This window comes from Desulfovibrio mangrovi (assembly GCF_026230175.1).
Lineage (GTDB): Bacteria > Desulfobacterota > Desulfovibrionia > Desulfovibrionales > Desulfovibrionaceae > Halodesulfovibrio > Halodesulfovibrio mangrovi.
In genome coordinates this window covers 1,710,380-1,729,247 of the sequence record NZ_CP104208.1, presented here as the reverse complement: position 1 = coordinate 1,729,247, position 18,868 = coordinate 1,710,380, and the positions used below count along the sequence as shown (strand labels likewise).

The 18,868-nt window shown below is 55.2% G+C and carries 14 protein-coding genes and 2 tRNA genes; 12 read left to right on the top strand and 4 right to left on the bottom strand.

Translation table 11 applies throughout. The annotated features are described in order from the left end of the window. Positions 1-48: 48 nt before the first annotated feature. The gene (locus tag N1030_RS07990; protein ID WP_265828745.1) at positions 49-2,109 is read right to left on the bottom strand and encodes a YgiQ family radical SAM protein; all 2,061 of its coding nucleotides are present in this window, start codon (positions 2,107-2,109) and stop codon (positions 49-51) included. Between the two features lie 397 nt (positions 2,110-2,506). Here N1030_RS07990 and N1030_RS07985 point away from each other — a divergent pair, with 397 nt between their 5' ends. After that, a complete protein-coding gene (locus N1030_RS07985; RefSeq protein ID WP_265828744.1) occupies positions 2,507-4,357 on the top strand; it encodes a FapA family protein in 1,851 nt (616 codons plus the stop codon). A gap of 53 nt (positions 4,358-4,410) precedes the next feature. Here N1030_RS07985 and N1030_RS07980 read toward each other — a convergent pair whose 3' ends face one another. The 3 genes from N1030_RS07980 to N1030_RS07970 form a co-directional block, all read right to left on the bottom strand. Further along, entirely contained in the window at positions 4,411-4,782 is a 372-nt protein-coding gene (locus N1030_RS07980) for an EF-hand domain-containing protein (RefSeq protein ID WP_265828743.1), read from the bottom strand. A 170-nt stretch (positions 4,783-4,952) separates the two neighbouring features. Next, positions 4,953-5,028, bottom strand: a tRNA-Asn gene (locus N1030_RS07975). A gap of 179 nt (positions 5,029-5,207) precedes the next feature. Continuing rightward, positions 5,208-5,283: transfer RNA gene (locus tag N1030_RS07970), tRNA-Asn, on the bottom strand. A gap of 290 nt (positions 5,284-5,573) precedes the next feature. Between N1030_RS07970 and lysS the strand changes: the two genes are divergently transcribed. The 11 genes from lysS to N1030_RS07915 all read left to right on the top strand — a co-directional run bounded on the left by lysS (position 5,574) and on the right by N1030_RS07915 (position 18,765). Beyond that, complete coding sequence (lysS, locus tag N1030_RS07965; RefSeq protein ID WP_265829036.1) at positions 5,574-7,079, top strand: lysine--tRNA ligase; 1,506 nt, start codon at positions 5,574-5,576, stop codon at positions 7,077-7,079. A gap of 13 nt (positions 7,080-7,092) precedes the next feature. Continuing rightward, on the top strand, positions 7,093-8,319 hold the full coding sequence (locus N1030_RS07960) for a lipoprotein-releasing ABC transporter permease subunit (protein WP_265828742.1): 1,227 nt from the start codon (positions 7,093-7,095) through the stop codon (positions 8,317-8,319). Continuing rightward, positions 8,319-9,008, top strand: a complete 690-nt coding sequence (locus tag N1030_RS07955) for an ABC transporter ATP-binding protein (protein ID WP_265828741.1) — start codon at positions 8,319-8,321, stop codon at positions 9,006-9,008. The genes N1030_RS07960 and N1030_RS07955 overlap by 1 nt, the downstream gene beginning before the upstream one ends. After that, positions 8,992-11,670 (top strand): outer membrane protein assembly factor BamA, encoded by a 2,679-nt coding sequence (gene bamA / locus N1030_RS07950; protein WP_265828740.1) that lies wholly within the window; start codon positions 8,992-8,994, stop codon positions 11,668-11,670. The genes N1030_RS07955 and bamA overlap by 17 nt, the downstream gene beginning before the upstream one ends. Positions 11,671-11,833: 163 nt before the next feature. Next, entirely contained in the window at positions 11,834-13,633 is a 1,800-nt protein-coding gene (locus N1030_RS07945; RefSeq protein WP_265828739.1) for an N-acetylmuramoyl-L-alanine amidase, read from the top strand. 137 nt (positions 13,634-13,770) lie between these two features. Further along, complete coding sequence (locus tag N1030_RS07940) at positions 13,771-14,292, top strand: OmpH/Skp family outer membrane protein (RefSeq protein WP_265828738.1); 522 nt, start codon at positions 13,771-13,773, stop codon at positions 14,290-14,292. A gap of 5 nt (positions 14,293-14,297) precedes the next feature. After that, positions 14,298-15,326, top strand: a complete 1,029-nt coding sequence (gene lpxD / locus N1030_RS07935; RefSeq protein WP_265828737.1) for a UDP-3-O-(3-hydroxymyristoyl)glucosamine N-acyltransferase — start codon at positions 14,298-14,300, stop codon at positions 15,324-15,326. A 5-nt stretch (positions 15,327-15,331) separates the two neighbouring features. After that, complete coding sequence (gene fabZ, locus N1030_RS07930) at positions 15,332-15,796, top strand: 3-hydroxyacyl-ACP dehydratase FabZ (protein ID WP_265828735.1); 465 nt, start codon at positions 15,332-15,334, stop codon at positions 15,794-15,796. Between the two features lies 1 nt (position 15,797). Then, entirely contained in the window at positions 15,798-16,583 is a 786-nt protein-coding gene (lpxA, locus tag N1030_RS07925; RefSeq protein ID WP_265828734.1) for an acyl-ACP--UDP-N-acetylglucosamine O-acyltransferase, read from the top strand. A gap of 96 nt (positions 16,584-16,679) precedes the next feature. Further along, positions 16,680-17,504, top strand: a complete 825-nt coding sequence (locus tag N1030_RS07920; RefSeq protein WP_265828733.1) for an LpxI family protein — start codon at positions 16,680-16,682, stop codon at positions 17,502-17,504. Positions 17,505-17,595: 91 nt separating this feature from the next. After that, a complete protein-coding gene (locus tag N1030_RS07915) occupies positions 17,596-18,765 on the top strand; it encodes an aminotransferase-like domain-containing protein (RefSeq protein WP_265828732.1) in 1,170 nt (389 codons plus the stop codon). Positions 18,766-18,868 lie beyond the last annotated feature (103 nt).

The following is an 18,868-nucleotide window of genomic DNA, read 5'->3' as shown; positions in this document are numbered from 1 at the left end:
GACTTCCGGTGAGAACGTATCGTAAGCTATCGGTTCGGGACAGGCTGTCTAGCGTCTGCCCCTGCCGCCCTGTGATCTGCCTTTCCCGCCGTGTGTGCCTTGCCGTCCGTCGCCGCTTTGTCCGGTATGTTTCTGACGGTTGTCGCTTCCGGCGTTCCGGGGTCTCTCTTCGGACCAGTTACTGTCTTTGCTGTTTGGCTTTCTGGCATCATGACGTTTTTCAGGGCTTTTGCCGGGGCCTGCCTGCCCATGACTGCGGCCTTTTTCCTGTCGCCCTTGCGTTCCGGTTCCCTTGCGGCCCATTTCAGGCATGAGAATGTGATGCTGGCGCAGGCGGTCGGCATCGGTTCTGGCAACGGTTATCGGCCTGCCGTCCGGCGCGATGCCGGCATAGAACATGGCTGTGGCCACGGTGCCGGGGGTGGGAATGAAGCACTGTACCTGCTGGGGCTTCCAGCCTCTGCGCTTCAGCCAGTCTCCAAGGCGGCGCATGTCGTCATCCGCGCAGCCGGGAAAGCCGCTCATGAGGTAGGGGATGACATATTGCTCTTTGCCCGCCTTTTCCGAATACCGTTCAAAGGCTTGCAGAAAGGCTTCAAAAACCGGCAGGCCGGGCTTTCTCATCAGGTCGAGAACGGTGTCGCAAATATGTTCCGGTGCCACCTTGAGCTGGCCGCCGGTGAATTCCATGGTGTAGGCGCGCAGAGCCGTGTCGTCCTGCTGGGCAAGGTCGTAGCGCACGCCGCTTGCTACGCGGACATGCTTTACGCCTTCCTCGTCACGAATACGGCGCAGCATGTTCACGGCTTCGGTCTGGTTGACCTTGAACTGGGGGCATATCTTTGGGTGCATGCAACTGGCTCGGGTGCATTTGGAAGGATCGGCTGCGCACTCTGCCTGCCACATGTTGGCGGAGGGGCCGCCCACGTCGCTGATGGAGCCGTTGAATTTCTTGGAGCCCGCCAATGCCCTGACTTCATCCATAACGGACTGGTGGCTGCGCGACGCAATGCGGCGCCCCTGATGCAGGGCAAGCGAGCAGAACGAACATCCGCCGCCGCATCCGCGATGGGTGGTGATGCTCGTGCAGATCATGGCATCGGCAGGAATGGCTTCCGTGTACGAGGGGTGTGCTCTGCGGGCAAAGGGCAGGGAATACAGTCTGTCCATGTCCGCTTCGCACAACGGCTCGGCAGGCGGAGCTAGCAGGACGGCTCTGCCCGCAACAGGCTGCACGGCCCATGACTGAGCCTGATGTACGTGGCGTTCAAGGGTCAGTGTTGCGGTCATGAGCAGCTCCGGCTGTGCTTCCATTGCCTCATGTGAGGGCAGCGGGTAGGCGGGAGCGTCTTCGGGAATATCTGGCGAGAGGCCTGTTGCCGGTGCGGGGATACCCATGTCTGCAAGGTCGGAAAAATGGCCGGAAGGCTTGCCCATGACGGCCGTACCCGGGATGCCGACCACCAGTTCCCTTAAGGGTATGCCGGAGTGTCCTCCGTGGACGTCCATGGCTCTGGCAATCTGCAACAGCGCGTTCTCACCCATGCCGTAGACAAGGCAGTCTGCCTTGCTGTCCAGCAGGATGGGGCGGCGCAGCTTGTCGGTCCAGAAGTCATAGTGGGTGATGCGGCGCAGGGAGGCTTCAATGCCGCCGATGACTACGCCCATGCCGGGAAATGCCTGCCGGATGAGGCTGGTGTAGGCGATGACGGCTCTGTTGGGGCGTGCGCCGGCTTTGCCGCCCGGGGTGTACGCGTCGTCGTGGCGCTTTTTCCGGAAGGCGGTGTAATGGGCCAGCATGGAATCAAGAGCACCTGCGGTTACGGCCGTGAACAGGGCAGGGCGGCCCAGACGGGTAACGTCATCCGTAGTGTCCCAGCGGGGTTGCGCTACGACGCCCGTACGGTAGCCGTGGGCGATGAGCCAGCGGCCGAGCAGGGCGGCGGCAAAACTCGGGTGGTCAACGTAGCCGTCGCCGGTGACGATAAGGACGTCAAGTTCATCCCAGCCTAACGCGTCCATCTCCTTTCGGGTCATGGGCAGAAAGGCAGGTTGGGGCAGCGGGGTGCGCCCGGCAGGGTGGTCAGTGTGTGCAGGTGCATTTTTCATGCGCGGAATATAGGGATGGCGGGCTTTCCTGGCAAGGGGAAGCTTGGGAAGGCAAAAGGGCTTGGGCGAGGGGAGAGTGTAGTGCTTACAACCGCTTTTGATGGGCTTTACTTGCCTTTGTTGTTTTGCTGTATTACCTGAACAATGCGACTGGTATAGCAGACGGCAGCCACCGTATCAGATTTGTCAGCCGTCTGCGAATGCAGAAAAGGTGCATCTCCCGCCTGCATTGAGGGCAACAGATTCCATACGATGTTCTGTAACGAGGTAGTAAATGGGCTGTGCCGTATCAGATAAAGACTCGGTTGCTGCAGTGGCCTCGGCTGTTCAGAAGGAAGGCGAGGCGCCGCCTGAACACGCGGATGCATCCGTTCGCTTTTCGGGAACGCAGGACCGCATGAAAGTCGGAGTGGCCCGATATATTCCTCCTCGGGGTAACGGCAGGCCGCTTACTATCGAGCGTATTCAGAAGTTGTTGCGCGAAGCGGGAGTAAAAGTTCCTGTCAGCATAAAAGGGGTGGAGAAACTGCTGGAGTGCATTGCCAGCGGAAGCCCCATCGACAGAATAGTCATTGCACGGGGACTGCAGCCGGAAAACGGTACGGATGCCTGCATCGTGCCATACGGCAACACGAGTTTTCCGGTCTTTCCCGGCCAGCCTATTGGCAATCTTGTGCCTGCCACCCCGCCCAAATCCGGCATGCGCGTGGATGGAACTGAATTTCCCCCCCAGTCTCCTCACAAGCCTCGCGAGATAACCATTCCTGCAGACTGCAACTGTTATCTTGATGAAGGCTCCAATGAAATCGTTCCCTCAGTGTACGGACTTGTATCCATTACGGATGTTTCCATCAATATCAGGCCGCTGGTCCGTATTTCCGAGGACAGGCTGACCGTCACAGCAACACTGTACTACAGGGACATGCTGGCAAAGCCTGTGAGTGCGGAACGGGTGCGCCTCATGTTGCAGGCCATGAACGTGCCTGATGCATTGATCGACATTGACGCCATAACCAGCGCTCTGGCCCGGAGCGAGCGTACGGGAAGCCCGGAAGCGGATGTGGTTCTGGCCCGTGGCAGGCTGCCGCTTCACGGTGTGGACGGTTTTGTGGAAATGTTGCAGCGCGAGGACGATGCCGCAGCGGTGGGCAAGGCCGCGTCGGACGGTAGCATTGACTTCCGCAACCGGGGCATCATGCCTTCCGTGCAGAGCGGTGAGACCGTGGCAGTCATCCATCCTCCGACAGCCGGCATCAGCGGAATGGACGTGTATGGCGAAACCTTGCCTGCCGAGATGGGGAAGGCGGCCAACGTGACGTTGGACAAGAGTGTGGTCTTGGCGCAGGACGGTTGTAGCGCGGTGGCTCAGATATCAGGGCTGGCCCAGTATGTCGGCGGTGTTCTGTCTGTGCAGGAAGTGGTGGAAGTAAAGGGAGACGTGGATTTCAGCTCAGGTAACGTGCAGGTTGCCACCGGTTCCGTAAAGGTTAAGGGGGCAGTGCTTTCCGGCTTTTCCGTCAAGGCTCCCGGGGCTGTTGTGGTGGGCGAGGCGGTTGAATCTGCCCGCATCATTGCCGGTGGAAATATTGAAGTGAGCGGCGGAATCGTCATGCAGGGCAAGGGGTTTGTCCGGTGCGGCGGCAACGTGACGGCCAAGTTCATTTCCGAAGCCATGATTGAGGCGAGGGAGGATGTGATCGTGCATGACTCCATACTCCACTCGACCATCATGTGTGGTGGAATGGTACTCGCCACATCCGGACGTGGGCGTATTCAAGGCGGCAGCATCACCTGCCGCAAGGGGATCAGGGCGTTGGAAGTGGGCAATGCCCTTGGCACTCCCACAAACATCATTCTGGCTGCGAGCTCCAAAGCCACCCGGGATATAGAGAAAGAGCGTGACAGCGTGAAGGAGGCCTTGGCGAAGCTGTCTGCAAAGTTCGGGGAAGCACCCGCCGAGGAGATTCTCATGCATGCCCGTCCTGATCAGTATAAAGTGATAGAGGCGGCCATGGGGTTGCGGGACAAGCTGACAGAACGTCTTGATACATTGCGGGAGATACTGCTTGAAGCCAGGCAGAAGGCGGCAGAGCGGATGAAGGATACCACCATAAAGGTGACGGGTGTTGTACATCCGGGTACGGTCGTCACCATTGGCGAGGCGATGTTTACCGTTTCCAGCCCGTTGCAGGCGGTGACCTTCAGGTACATTCCCGAATCGCGGACTATTGAAGCCGCTTCCGCTTAAATTTCAGCTAATGACGCGCATAAGAAAAGCCGGCTCAACGCCGGCTTTTTTCATTATTCCGCTTTCTTGGGGGGCTCTATGAGCATCTTTCCCCCGTCCTTGCCCGTGGGGGGATGGCCGGGGGGCATTCCCTTGCCGCCCTTGGGAGGCATCTGCATGCCCTGGCCCATTCCGCCGCCCATGGCCTTGCCGTCGGCACCATGCGATCCCATGAAGGCGTGCCATTCATCATGCGAGATGGCGCCGTCGGAATCCTTGTCTATGGTTTCAAATGCAGCCTTGCGCATGTTGGGGTGATGGGCTTCGAATTCTTCCCAGCTGACGGAATCGTTGCCGTCCTTGTCCATCTTGCCGAATTTATCGTCAGCAAAACCGGGGGAGGTCCACAGGCAGGTGATGAGAGCCGCCAGTACAAGTCGTTTCATCATGTCTCCTTCTGCCGGAGGCAGTCATGGTTGGCGTCTGCGCGTTGAATCGCGTCCGGCACAAATAGCCTTTCCTCAAACCTGTGTCCAGCATGGCTGGCTTGTTTTCAGCTGTAATTCTCATGGAAAAAGAAAAAGCCCCTTTCCTTTCGGAAAGGGGCTTAGCACTCTGGCTCCCCGGACAGGACTTGAACCTGTAACCTAGTGATTAACAGTCACCCGCTCTGCCGATTGAGCCACCGGGGATTATGTGGACCGCTGAGATGAACTCGCGTCCAACGAGGAGAGAGCTATACGGAGTTCGCTTTGGTCCGTCAAGGAAAAAAACTCAGAAAATGAAATTTCTCTTTCCATATGGCGTGGCTGCGCGTATTCTCTGCGAAATGTCAAAAGCCCCCTTCCATATGGAAGAGGGCTTTGCACTCTGGCTCCCCGGACAGGACTTGAACCTGTAACCTAGTGATTAACAGTCACCCGCTCTGCCGATTGAGCCACCGGGGATTATGCTTGCCGCTAAACGCATTGCGTTCAGCGCGGAAAAGTCTCTAAGCGAAAGCGTCCGGTTACGTCAAGCTGCTTTTTCATTTTTTTCATTTTTTATGCCATGCGCGTTTTTGAAACAATGAAAGAGAGCGCTTTCTTGACGACAGTGGACAATTGGCATAACCCATCCCAATTCAGATGGATCGAATTTACTACATGGAGTTATTGCCTTGAGCGATCAGGAAAAATCAAAGCGGCCTACTATTAAATTGCCCACCAAATCCCAGCATGCAGAGTATTTCATGCCCATGCTGGAGAGTTTCGCCAACCGCGATGATCTGAACGAAGTGGTTAAAAACAGGGTGGCGAAATCCTGTGACCTGCTTGAGGCGGGATACGCCTTGTTCCCCAACGGATTCCGCAAGGAAGACGACTTCTCCGAAATCCGTGCCGAGTACGAGGGGCTGGAGACCGAAGAGCTTGAATCGCTTGACCGGGTCTTTTGTTGTGCCGGACGTATTGTCGCAAACCGTTCCTTCGGTAAGGTGACCTTTTTCCACCTGCTGGATCGCAGCGGCAAGATGCAGTGTTACGCTGCCCGTGAAGATCTAGGCGAAGAAGTATACGCCGTTTTCAAGAAGTTTGATATCGGTGACATCGTCGGCGTGACGGGTACTCTGTTCCGCACCAAGACCGGCGAACTCACGCTTTCCTGCAAGTCCGTCAAGCTGCTGACCAAGTCTATCCGTCCGCTGCCTGAAAAGTATCACGGCCTCAAGGACGTGGAAATCCGTTATCGTCAGCGTTATGTTGACCTTATCGTAACCCCGCGCACCCGTGAGATTTTCCGCAAGCGTACCCAGATCGTGCGCGAGTTCCGCCGTTTCATGGAAGGCCACGGCTTCATGGAAGTGGAAACGCCCATGATGCAGCCCATTCCCGGCGGTGCCACGGCTCGTCCCTTCATCACGCATCATAATACGCTTGATATGCAGCTCTATATGCGTATTGCGCCCGAGCTGTACCTCAAGCGTCTGCTGGTGGGCGGTTTCGAGAAGGTTTTCGAAATCAACCGCAATTTCCGTAACGAAGGTATTTCCACCCAGCATAACCCCGAGTTCACCATGTGTGAGTTCTACTGGGCCTATGCGACCTTCGAGGATCTGATGGATCTTACCGAGCAGCTCTTTGCCCATATTGCGCAGACTGTGTGCGGTTCTACTGTCATTACCTATCAGGAGCAGGAAATTGACCTGACTCCCGGCAAGTGGACCCGTATGGGCTTTGCCGAGTCTCTGGAGAAGATCGGCGGACACACCCCCGAACTCTATGAGAACTATGACAAGCTGGCTGCCTATATCAGAGAGCGCGGTGAAAAGGTTGTTCAGGGTGAAAAGCTTGCAAAGCTGCAGGCAAAGCTCTTTGATCTGGACGTTGAGCCCCGTCTCATCCAGCCTCACTTCATCTATCATTACCCCACGGATATCTCGCCTCTTTCCCGAAAGAACGAGAAGGATCCCACCATCACCGACCGCTTTGAACTGTTCATGACCGGCCGTGAGCTCGCCAACGCCTTCTCGGAGTTGAACGATCCCGTTGACCAGCGCCTGCGTTTCCTTGATCAGGTTGCCGAAAAGGAAGCCGGTGACGACGAAGCGCATTTCATGGACGAGGACTACCTTCGTGCTCTGGAATACGGTATGCCTCCGGCGGCGGGTCAGGGTATCGGCATTGACCGTCTGGTCATGCTGCTGACCGATTCTCCGTCCATTCGTGAAGTTATCCTCTTCCCGCTGCTCAAACCGGAGAGTTAAGCCCAAGGCACCCATGAGCTTTGAATCATTCATTGCGCTGCGCTACCTCATGGCGCGCAGCAAACAGACGTTCATATCCGTCATATCGGTTACATCCATACTCGGAGTCGCCCTGGGGGTTGCCTCCCTCATCGTGGTTCTGGGGGTTATGAACGGCTTTACCAAGGATCTTCGTGACAAGATTCTTGGCGTGAACGCCCATGCCATCACCATGTCGATTGGCGGCGGCTTCAGCAACTATGATTCCGTAATGAATACCGTGAAAGGGGTCTCCGGTGTAACCGGAGTAACCCCTTTCATTTATTCGGAAGTCATGATCTCCACGGCCAACGGTGTGAAGGGACTGGTGCTGCGCGGGGTTGACCCCGACACGGCGGAAGAGGTGCTTTCCATTCGTGAGCACATGGAGGACGGCTCCTTTGCCAGCCTCAAAGAGGACGGCATGCCCGGCATTATTATTGGCAAGGAGCTGGCAAAACGGCTTGGCGTGGGGATAGGCGGCAGGGTGAACCTGCTTTCGCCTACCGGTACCAAAACCGCCACCGGTTTCACTCCCCGTGTGCGCATGTGCCGTATAGTCGGCCTGTTCAAGACGGGCATGTGGGAGTATGACTCCTCTCTGGGGTTTGTTTCCCTTGCCTCCGCGCGTGACCTGCTGGGCTGGAAGGACGATTCCGTTACCGGCCTTGAAATGACTGTGAAGGATGTCTACCGCGCCGACAGGGTGGCGGAGGACGTGACCGCGGCATTGGGCGGATATCCTTACTATTCGCGCAACTGGATGGAGATGAATGCCAACCTCTTTGCAGCGCTCAAGTTGGAAAAGACCGCCATGGGCATCATTCTGACCTTGATCGTGCTGGTAGGCTCCTTTTCCATTGTCACCACGCTTGTCATGCTGGTCATGGAGAAGACGCGTGATATCGCCATCCTCATGTCCATGGGGGCAACCCGCAGCCAGATTCGTCGCATTTTCATGCTGCAGGGAACCATAATCGGCGCCATAGGCACGGCGCTCGGGTTCGCGCTTGGTCTGCTGGTGGCATACCTGCTCAAGAAATATCAATTCATTGATCTGCCCAAGGGCGTTTATTCGCTGGATACGCTTCCGGTGCTCATCGAATGGGTGGATTTATTCATCATAGGTGTTTCGGCAATGCTGCTTTGTTTCGTCGCCACGATCTATCCTGCCCGTCAGGCTGCCGGTCTCGAGCCTGTAGAGGCTCTGAGGTACGAATAATGTCCGCAGAGCCGCTATATCAGCTGTCCGGAGTGGGCAGGGAGTATGAAGGTCCTGCTGAAAAGGTGACCGTGATACGGTCTCTGGACCTCACAATCGGGCAGGGAGAATCCATCGCAATTATCGGATCATCCGGTTCAGGTAAAAGTACCCTCTTGCATCTCTTGGGAACCCTTGATAATCCTTCGTGGGGCACCATACTTTTTCGTGGGCAGGATCTTGGGCAGTTTTCCCCTCAGGCCAAGGCTTCCCTGAGGAATCGTGAAATTGGTTTTGTCTTCCAGTTTCACCACCTGTTGCCGGAGTTCACTACCATCGAGAACGTGGCCATGCAGGCCCTCATCGGTGGGGTTGCCCGATCTGAAGCCTTTGACAGAGCGCGTGATGCATTGGGGCTGGTTGGTCTTCACGGACGGCTCATGCACAGGGTAACCACCCTTTCCGGAGGCGAAAGACAACGAGCCGCAATTGCCCGTGCCATCCTGATGCGCCCTGCGGTATTGCTCGCCGACGAGCCTACCGGCAATCTTGATGAGCGCACCGGCAATGCTGTTGCAGAACAGCTTATGCATCTCAATGAAGAACTGGGAATGACCCTTGTAGTTGTTACCCATAATGCGGAATTGGCGGCATTGATGCAACGCCGTCTTGAACTGAGAGCTGGAGAACTGTATGACCAAACTGTTTAGACCTTGCCTTGCAATGGTCTTTTTCGCACTCTTCCTGCTTACCTCCTCGGGAGCCTATGCTGCTCCTGTTCAGGACACGAAAATCATTGTGCTGCCTTTCGAGGTGAATGCCGGTGAAGACCTGAAGTACCTTGAAGACAGCCTGCCAGAACTGATTGCCGAGCGGCTTGTAGCAAAGGGCTTTACGGTCGTTCCTCAAAATCAGGTCATGGCCCTGATTCAGCAGCAGGGCATTACCGAACTTTCCATTGCCGCCGTGCGCGACATCTCCCTGCTGTCCGGTGCTTCCTACGCTGTTTATGGCAGCTTCAACCAGATCGGCGAGGATGTATCCATTGACGCCCGCCTCGTGGAAGCCTATGGCCTGCAGCCTGCAAAGCCCGTGTTCATTGCCAAGAACGGGCTCATCAACATCATCCCTGCCGTGGATGAACTTGTTGATGTCGCTTCCAATGAGATGCTCAGCAAGAACACCATTGCCAAAATTTCTGTAAAGGGCACCAAGGTGCTTGATCCCGATGTCGTGCTTATGCGTCTCCGTAGCCGAAAGGGCGACGGGCTTGACGGTAAGCAGATCAACGAGGACATCAAGCGTATTTTTGATCTCGGATATTTCAGCGACGTGACTGCCGCCATTGATCAGACCAGAGAAGGAATGGAACTGGTTTTCAATGTTGTGGAAAAGTCCCGCATTGAGAAGATCGTCATCGAAGGTTCCGATGCCGTTGACGAAGAAGACATTCTTGCAGCCATGAGCTCCAAAACCGGAGCCGTTCTGAACGAGAAGCTGCTTGCCCAGGATATTGACAAGGTTCTCGAACTGTACCGCAAGGAAGGGTACTACCTTGCCAAGCTGACCCACAAGGTTGAAGAACATTCCAACCACTCTGCGAGCTTGGTCTTTACGGTCGAAGAGGGCAACAAGCTTTACATCAGCGAAGTGAAGCTGCAGGGCGCAGAACAGCTGGATGCTGATGATGTGCTTGACGAACTGGCTCTTTCTCCCCGCAACATGCTTTCCTGGTATACCGGAACCGGTGTTCTTCGCGAAGATTATCTCGAGAGAGATTCCGCAGCCATCGGCGCATACTACCTGAACCGCGGGTTCATGGACGTTGCGGTGGGCGAACCTCAGGTCGAATATCTGGAAGACGGTATCATAATTACCTTCCGTGTGAAGGAAGGGCAGCGCTACAAGGTTGGCAACATTGCTTTCAAGGGTGACCTGATCGAACCTGATGCCGTACTGCTCGGTCTCATCGAGATGGATGAGTGGAAAGAAGATGAAATCTACCTCAACTATTCCCAGATTCAGAACGATACCAACAAACTGACGGAATACTACACGCAGCACGGCTATGCCTTTGCTGAGGTCGATTTCGATACCCGCAAGGTTGATGGTGAAACCATCGACCTTACCTACAAGGTCTCCAAGAAAAACAAGGTGTACGTCCGCAACGTTTCCATTGAAGGTAACACCCAGACCCGCGATAACGTGATTCGTCGTGACGTGCTGCTTGCTGATGGCGAAGTGTTCGACGGCGCCAAGTTGCAGAAGAGCAATAAGAAACTGAACTCCCTCGGCTATTTCTCTGCCGCGGAAGTACAGATGGTGCCCACTGAGAATCCTGACGAAGTGGATCTCAAGGTCAAGGTCAAGGAACAGAACACCGGTGCTCTTATGGCTGGTGTCGGCTGGAATACATGGGGCGGGGTAGGCATCAGCGGTTCCGTTTCCGAAAAGAACCTGTGGGGGCGCGGCTACACTGCTTCTGTCAAGGGTACCTTCAGCGGCAAGGGAAACCGCTACGACCTGTACTTCTACAACCCTCGCCTGTACGATTCCAAGTACTCGCTGTCTGTGAATACCTATCTCGCAAAAACCGAGTATGACGACTATACTTATAGCGTTCTCGGTGGTGAGACTCAGGTCGGGCGGCCTATCTCGGATAAGACGAAGATATTTGCCGGATACCGTCTTGATTTCTACAAGATTTATGAAGTGGACGAGGATGCTTCAAAGATGTTGAAGGATCGTTCTGGTGACCGCATTGGAAGCGTGGTTTCCGCTTCTTTTGTCCGCTCTTCCGTTGATGATCCGCTGCGTCCGACCAGCGGTATGTATACTACCGGTCGTGCAGAATATGGTGGCGGGGTCCTGCAGGGCGATGACGATTTCATCAAGCTTGTTGGTGACACCCGGGCCTACTATGCGCTTAACAAGGACAATGTGCTGATGGGACGTGTTAAGGGCGGAGCCCTTCTGGAGTCTCAGTCCGGTGAAGAAGTGCCCATTGTTGAACGTTTCTGGATAGGTGGTATCAACTCGGTTCGCGGCTACAAGACGTCAGACTTCGCCGTGCTGAACGAGGATGGCGATAAGATCGGTGGCAACCGCATGGCTTTCGTCAACCTTGAATACCAGTGGTACTTCAATAACGAGTTCGGCATGATGCTGGTTCCGTTCTTTGATGCCGGTACGAACTTTGACGATGTCTACGAGCGTCAGGACACCGATGACATTCTGATGAGCTACGGTCTTGAATGGCGCTGGAAATCCCCCATGGGTGATTTGCGCTTCGCATACGGAATTCCGCTCAGTAAGGTGGACGGAGACGAAAAGGATCCCCGCTTTGAGTTTGCAATGGGGCAAACTTTCTAGAGCACAGGCAAAGCGCGGCGCAAGCCGCGCTTTTTTTATTCCCCGCCGCCGATCTTATCGGGTTGCAACTCTTTTGCTGTTTCATTAGGTTGTAACTGTTTCTAGACTTTGCTCCGCTTCTGTGTTCATGGCTTCGGGTATGAAGCGATATTTCAGGAAGAATATGTATCAAGCGCGCATAAAAAGACTGACCGTTACAGTCCTCTCTGCTTTCTGTTGGCTTGTCCTTTTTTCGTCATTGGCCTTTGGCGCTTCTATCAGCACTGACTATAAACAGGGCTACGAGTCGTTCACGGCGCTTACCAAGGACGCCAAACGAGCCAAGTACCGTTCCAACTGGAAACAGCTGGAAGAAAAATTCATGGCCGTTTACAAGCGGGATCCCAAAGGGGCCTATGCCCCCAAGTCCTTGTATTTTGCCGCACGGGTGAACGAAGAGCTTGGCAAACGGTCGTTTCTTTCCTCAGACTATCAGACTGCTGCAGAGTACTATCAGAGAGTTGCGAAACGGTTTCCCAATCATAGTTGGGCAGACGACTGCCTTTATCGCAGGGCAGAGCTCCTTCATGTGCGATTGCATGATACCGATGCTGCGCTTCAAGATCTTAATGCCATTTTGCAGGGGTATACCAAGGGGGACATGTACAACAAGGCTCTTGCCTTGCACCGGCAATTACGGAAATCTTCCGGTTCAGTTGCCGCTTCCCCGGCACCTTCGCCCCCTGCTTCACGACCAGCTGTTTCCGCAGCGCCTTCCCGGACGTCCGATTCCGGTGAGTTGAGCAGTATCCGCTTCCAGAGCAGCAATGACTACACCCGTATTGTCCTGACGGTTAGCAATGAGCCTACATATCATTACCAGATATTGTCGGCGGACCCTTCCCGCGGGTTGCCTTATCGGCTGTATGTGGATCTCAAGAATGTGACAATCGGCAGTGGGGTAGCGGGTGAGATAGAGGTGAAGGACGGTATTCTGCGTCAGGTTCGGACTGGTACCCCTTCCAATGACACGACCCGTGTTGTGTTGGATTTTCAGTCTGTGCAGAAATATAATGTATTTGTTCTGGATAACCCCTACAGGGTGGTGATTGACGTCACGGCACCTGCTGGCGGTTCTGTGGCTGCTGTCCCGGAACAGGCGCCTGCCCCCAAGACCCGAGTTGAGGAACCTGCCCCCAAGTCGTCGGGCAAACAGGCTGCGAAGAATACGCCCCCTGTTACATACAAGGCTCCTCCCGGGAGTAAGAAACAGGTTGGCGACCTGATTGAGCAGTTGGGGCTAACGGTCAAGACCATCATGATCGACGCTGGTCATGGCGGGAAAGACCCCGGTGCCAATGCAAACAGTATCCGTGAAAAGGAGTATGTTCTCAGGGTCGCCACAATGGTTGGGGATATGTTGAAGCAGCGAGGGTTTACCGTGCTGTATACCCGTCGCGACGATACCTTTGTTCCTTTGGAAGAACGAACTGCCATGGCCAACGTGCGGAAAGCGGACATGTTCCTGTCGTTCCATATCAACGCCCATCGCAGTACCGGTATTTCCGGCCTGGAGACGTATTACCTTAACCTTGCCAGCTCCAAGAGTGCCGTGCGGGTCGCTGCCAGAGAAAACGCTGTCAGTGAGAAGCGTATCAGTGACCTGCAGTTTATTCTGACGGACCTCATGTTGAACTCCAAGATGCAGGAATCCAAGGATCTGGCATCCCTCATTCAGAAGAATATGGTTGGAGCTGCCAAGTCTGGCGGATATTCCGTGCGCGACAACGGAGTACGCAGTGCTCCGTTTTACGTGCTGATGGGTGCCAAGATGCCTTCTGTGCTGGTTGAATTGGGCTATTGCACCAACAAGGAAGAGGCAAAGCGCCTGAGGTCCGAAAAGTACCTCAAGCGATTGGCGTCTGGTGTGGTGAAAGGCGTTGAAAGCTACACCAAGCAGTTGGGGCGTTATGCTTCCATGTAACATTTCTTGACGGAAAAGCGTGTTGGGGGATATTCCTTCTCACTCTGGTCCGGACGGTTTGTTTGGATTGCGGAATTGGGATTTCTTTTTCGATAACATGGCTTGTCATTTTTATAGAATACAAGGAGCAAGTATCCATGCGTAAGATTATTGTTCTTTCTTTGTTGATGACTCTGGTGGCTGCAGTGCCCGCTTTTGCTGGTAAAATCGGCTACGTGGATTCCATCAAGCTCGTGACCGAGTCCGAGCCTGCAAAGGCAGCATCCGAGAAGATGGAGAAGGACTTCGGTCCTGAGAACAAGGAAGTGACCAACCTCATTCAGCAGTACAAGAAGAAAATGGAAGAAATGAAGGTGCAGGCCGCTGCTCTTTCCGAGTCTGCCCGTGAGGACAAGAAGGTTGAACTGCTTCGCCTCAAGCGCGATGTTGAAGACAGGCAGCGTGCTCTTGCCCGTAAGGTTCAGGCTGCCAACGAGAGTGTGCGCCACACTATCGCCGCCATGATCGTGAAGGCTACGCAGGACTTCGCCAAGAAAAACCAGTATGACATGGTGTTCGACAAGGCTTATCCTTCCATGGTGTATGCAGCCCCCGGTCTGGACGTAACCAAGGAAGTGCTGGTTGAGCTCAACCGCGTGTATCGCGAAGGTAAGAAGTAGTAAGCATGGGACGCATGCTTTCCGATATCGCAAGCGAGTTGGGGCTTGAGCTGCGTGGTGAGGACATGGAAGTTTCCAGTGTCAGCACCCTTGAGGATGCAGGTCCGGCTGACATCAGTTTTCTTGCGAATCCCAAATATGTTCCGCAGCTCGGGACCACAGCTGCAGGAGCAGTAATTTGCAGTGCCGAATTCGCCGGAGAGGTGAAGAGGGCGCTCATCAGCGAGAATCCGTATCTTGATTTCGGTCGTTGCGTTTCGCTGTTTGCCAAGCCGCAAGGCGGCATGAAGGGGATTCATGCCATGGCATACATCGATCCGGAAGCTCAGGTTGCGGATGGGTGCACGGTATATCCGTTTGCCTTCATCGGACCGTGGGCCGAAGTGGGGGCCGATACGGTGGTGTTCCCCGGTTGTTACATCGGGGAAGATTGCCGGGTGGGGACTGGCTGTATTCTGTATCCCAATGTTGTGTTGATGGCAGGAACCGTTCTTGGAGATGATTGCATCGTGCACGCCGGTGTGGTGCTCGGGGCCGATGGCTTCGGGTTTGCGCCGACCCCCTACGGCATTCAGAAGATTCCACAGATCGGAACCGTGACCATAGGCAGTGATGTGGAAATTGGTGCCAATACCACCATTGACCGCGCAGTACTGGGCACGACATCCGTCGGCGATTCCACAAAGATCGACAATTTGGTGCAGATAGGACACAATGTGCAGATGGGAGACCAGTGTCTCATCGTCTCGCAGGTTGGCATTTCCGGTTCAACCAAGGTTGGAAACAGGGTGACCATGGCCGGACAGGTCGGCGTCGCAGGGCATCTGAGCATTGGCGACGGTGTGACCATCGGGCCCAAGTCCGGTGTGGCCAAGGGAATTCCTGCCGGCCAGACCGTGGGTGGCCAGCCTGCCGTGGATAAGGGTACGTATATCCGTACGCTGACCGTAATGCCCAAGCTGCCCGATATGTACAAGCGTCTGCAACGCCTTGAGAAGGAACTCGCTGCACTCAAGAATGAAGCGGAGAAGTAATTATCATGACCCAAGAGAACCCTAATTCTTTTGATATCCGAAAGATCCTTGGGCTGCTCCCGCACCGTTACCCGTTTTTGCTGGTAGACCGTGTGGTGGAGTATGTACCCAACGAAAGCATCGTGGCGTATAAGAACGTCACCTTCAACGAGCCATTCTTTCAGGGACATTTCCCCGGCATTCCAGTAATGCCCGGCGTGCTCATCATGGAAGCTCTGGCGCAGGCCGGTGGCCTTCTGGTCATCAAGAGCACCGACACCACCATTGAGGACAAGCTATTCCTGTTTACCGGCATGGAGAAGGTGCGTTTCCGTAAGCCCGTATATCCCGGCGATAAGTTGGAACTGCGCTGTTCGCTCATCCGTCAGAAGCTCAAGCTGTGGAAGATGGAAGGCAAGGCGTATGTTGACGGCAAGCTGGCCGCAGAGGCGGAGATGACCGCCGCCATCATGAATAAAGAGGATATGTAGCATGGCAAGCCAGATTCATCCGTCTGCATTCATATCGCCCAAGGCCGAGATCGGTGACGATGTCATTATCGGTCCCTGCGCCGTCATTGAAGATGATGTTATCATCGGCGACGGTTGCCGTATTGATGCCTTTGCTTCGGTAAAGCAGTACACCCGCATGGGAGCTGGAAACCATATCCATTCCTACGCCTTGGTCGGCGGAGAGCCGCAAGACCTCAAGTATGCAGGTGAAGAGAGCTGGCTTGAGATGGGCGACAATAACAACGTGCGCGAGTTTGCAACCCTGCATCGTGGAACCCAGGGCGGTGGCGGGCTGACCAAGATCGGCAACGGTAACCTGTTCATGGCTTACACTCACGTGGCCCACGATTGCCATTTGGGTAATGAGATCGTCATGTCCAACGGTGCAACTCTCGCCGGTCACGTCTCCGTGCAGGATCGTGCCATCCTTGCAGGCCTTTCCGCCGTGCATCAGTTTGTCCGCATCGGCGCCTACGCCTTTGTGGGCGGAATGAGCGGCATCAGTCAGGATCTGCCTCCCTACATGCTGGCAGTGGGCAACCGCGCTGGTGTGCATGGCCCCAACCTTGTGGGACTTCGTCGTCTGCAGGCCTCCCGTGAGCTGATCGCAGCCCTCAAGGGTGCGTTCCGACTCATTTGGCACTCCGACACGCCCCGCAAGGAAGCTCTGGAGCAGCTTGAGTACGAATTCGGCACGTTCCCCGAGATTCTCGGTTTCGTCGAGTTCATTCGCAGCAGCGAGCGAGGCATTCTACCCGCAGACTAGGTGGGCAGGCCGCATTATACCTTGTGTTTAACGGGGAGGAAGCGCGGTCTTCCTTCCCGTTTTTCAATATTCAGCCCGTTTTTTGGAGCAGATGGCATGACGAAAGAAGCTATCGGTATTGTGGCCGGAAAAGGACAGTTTCCTGCATTGGTTGCCCGCGGTGCACGCGCGGCAGGACTCGACGTGGTCATGTGCGGGTTTCACGGTCACACGGATCCGCTGCTGGAGCGTGAGGCCGATTCCTTTGCCATGCTGCACCTTGGCGCACTGAATAAGCTTATTGAATATTTCAAGGAACGCGGGGTGCGCCGCCTGTGTTTTGCCGGGGCCATCAGCAAGCCCAAGGCGCTTGACCTGCGTCCTGATTTTCGTGCCGCAAAGGTGCTTTTCAAGCTGCGGTCCAAAGGGGATGACGTATTGCTGCGAGCCGTGATGGACGAGCTGGAGTCAGAGGGGCTGCGCATCGTGCAGGCGGCGGAATTGGTGCCCGACCTCCGGGGGGCTGCAGGCGTTCAGACCCGTCGGCAACCCGGAAGCGAAGAGTGGGACGATTTGCGGTATGGCTGGCCTATCGCCCAAGCCATAGGCGCCATGGACATAGGCCAGTGCATTGTGGTGAAGCGGGGCATGGTCGTTGCCGTGGAAGGGCTGGAAGGCACGGATGCCCTGTTGCGCCGTGGAGCGGAGCTTGGGGGCGCTGGCTGCGTGGCCATCAAGATCGTCAAGCCGGGGCAGGATGAGCGCATTGACCTGCCTGCTCTTGGAACTGCAACTATCCGTACTCTGGTGGATGGAGGTTATTCCTGTCTTGCCTATCATGCCGGAAAAACTTTGTTTTTTGACAGGGAAGAGGCCTTGAAGCTTGCCGATGCCCATAACCTGAGCATTATTGGGCTTGATGAGGAGTTCGGGAAGGCGTAGGCCTTTTTTTGACGGCGTTTAGAGTGAGTGCTCATTTGTTTTGCATTGCGTCATAACTTATTATTTCGATGTGAGAGCATAAGGAGTCATTATGAAGACCGCAGATCGGATGCAGGGCGTCCACAGATCGTATATTCGGGAAATCCTCAAGGTCACTGCACGACCCGAGATTATTTCCTTTGCGGGCGGTCTACCTCATCCGGACTCCTTTCCGGCTGAAAGGGTGGCTGCCGCTGCAGCGAGAGTGTTTGCGGAAGAAGGGGCCTCTGCCCTGCAGTACTCCACAACGGAAGGGTACGCGCCCTTGCGGAAGTGGATTGCAGACCGCTATGCCCGCCAAGGGCTGACCGTCGCGCCAGATGACATCCTTATCACTACCGGTTCTCAGCAGGCGCTGGATATGGCGGGCAGGGCATTGCTCAATCGCGGGGATGCCATTGTCATAGAGCGACCCGGCTATCTCGGGGCCATTCAGTGCTTCTCCATGTATGGAGCAGATTTCAAACCGGTTGACCTGGTTTCTACGGGGGTGGATGTGGATATGCTGGAGTCCGTTCTGAAGCGGACCGGCGCACGGTATTTCTATGCCGTTCCCAGCTTCCAGAATCCTTCGGGTATTTCCTATGACAAGGAGACTCGCAAGGCGGTTGCAGAGCTCATGGCCCGTTATGACTGTGTGCTGATTGAGGATAATCCCTACGGCGAGCTTCGCTTTCTTGGGGAAGATGTTCCCCCTGTGCGTTGCTATATGCAGTCGCCTTCCATTCTCCTTGGCTCCTTCTCCAAGATGGTGGCTCCCGGTATGCGACTTGGCTGGATTTACGCACCGGACGGACTCATGGACAGCCTGGTCAGGGCCAAGCAGGCCTCCGACCTGCATACCGCAAGCCTGACACAGTCCATTTTATACCGCTATCTGGCAGACAACGATGTGGACGCCCATATTGCATCCATCAGAGAGCGTTACAAGACGCATCGTGACATCATGGTTGCGGCTATCCGGGAACATTTTCCTGAAGAGGTGGCCACCACTGAGCCTGAAGGCGGCATGTTCCTCTGGTGCACGTTGCCCGAAACTGTTTCCGCGGAAAGCGTGTTTCAGGAGGCCATCAAGCATAATGTGGCCTTTGTGCCGGGCAAGCCTTTCTATGTGGACGGTACGGACAACACATTCCGACTGAACTTCTCCAATGCGAGTCCCGACAGGATTGAAGAAGGCATTGCCCGTCTCGGTAAATGCCTGCGGGATTGTCTGGCTTAGGGGAGTGACAGGATACAGAGTGAAGCTCCGGCGTGCAGGGCATGCCGGAGCTTTTTTATGTCTTGAAGAAGGATGTGGCGGCAGGAAAGGGCGGATTAACCTG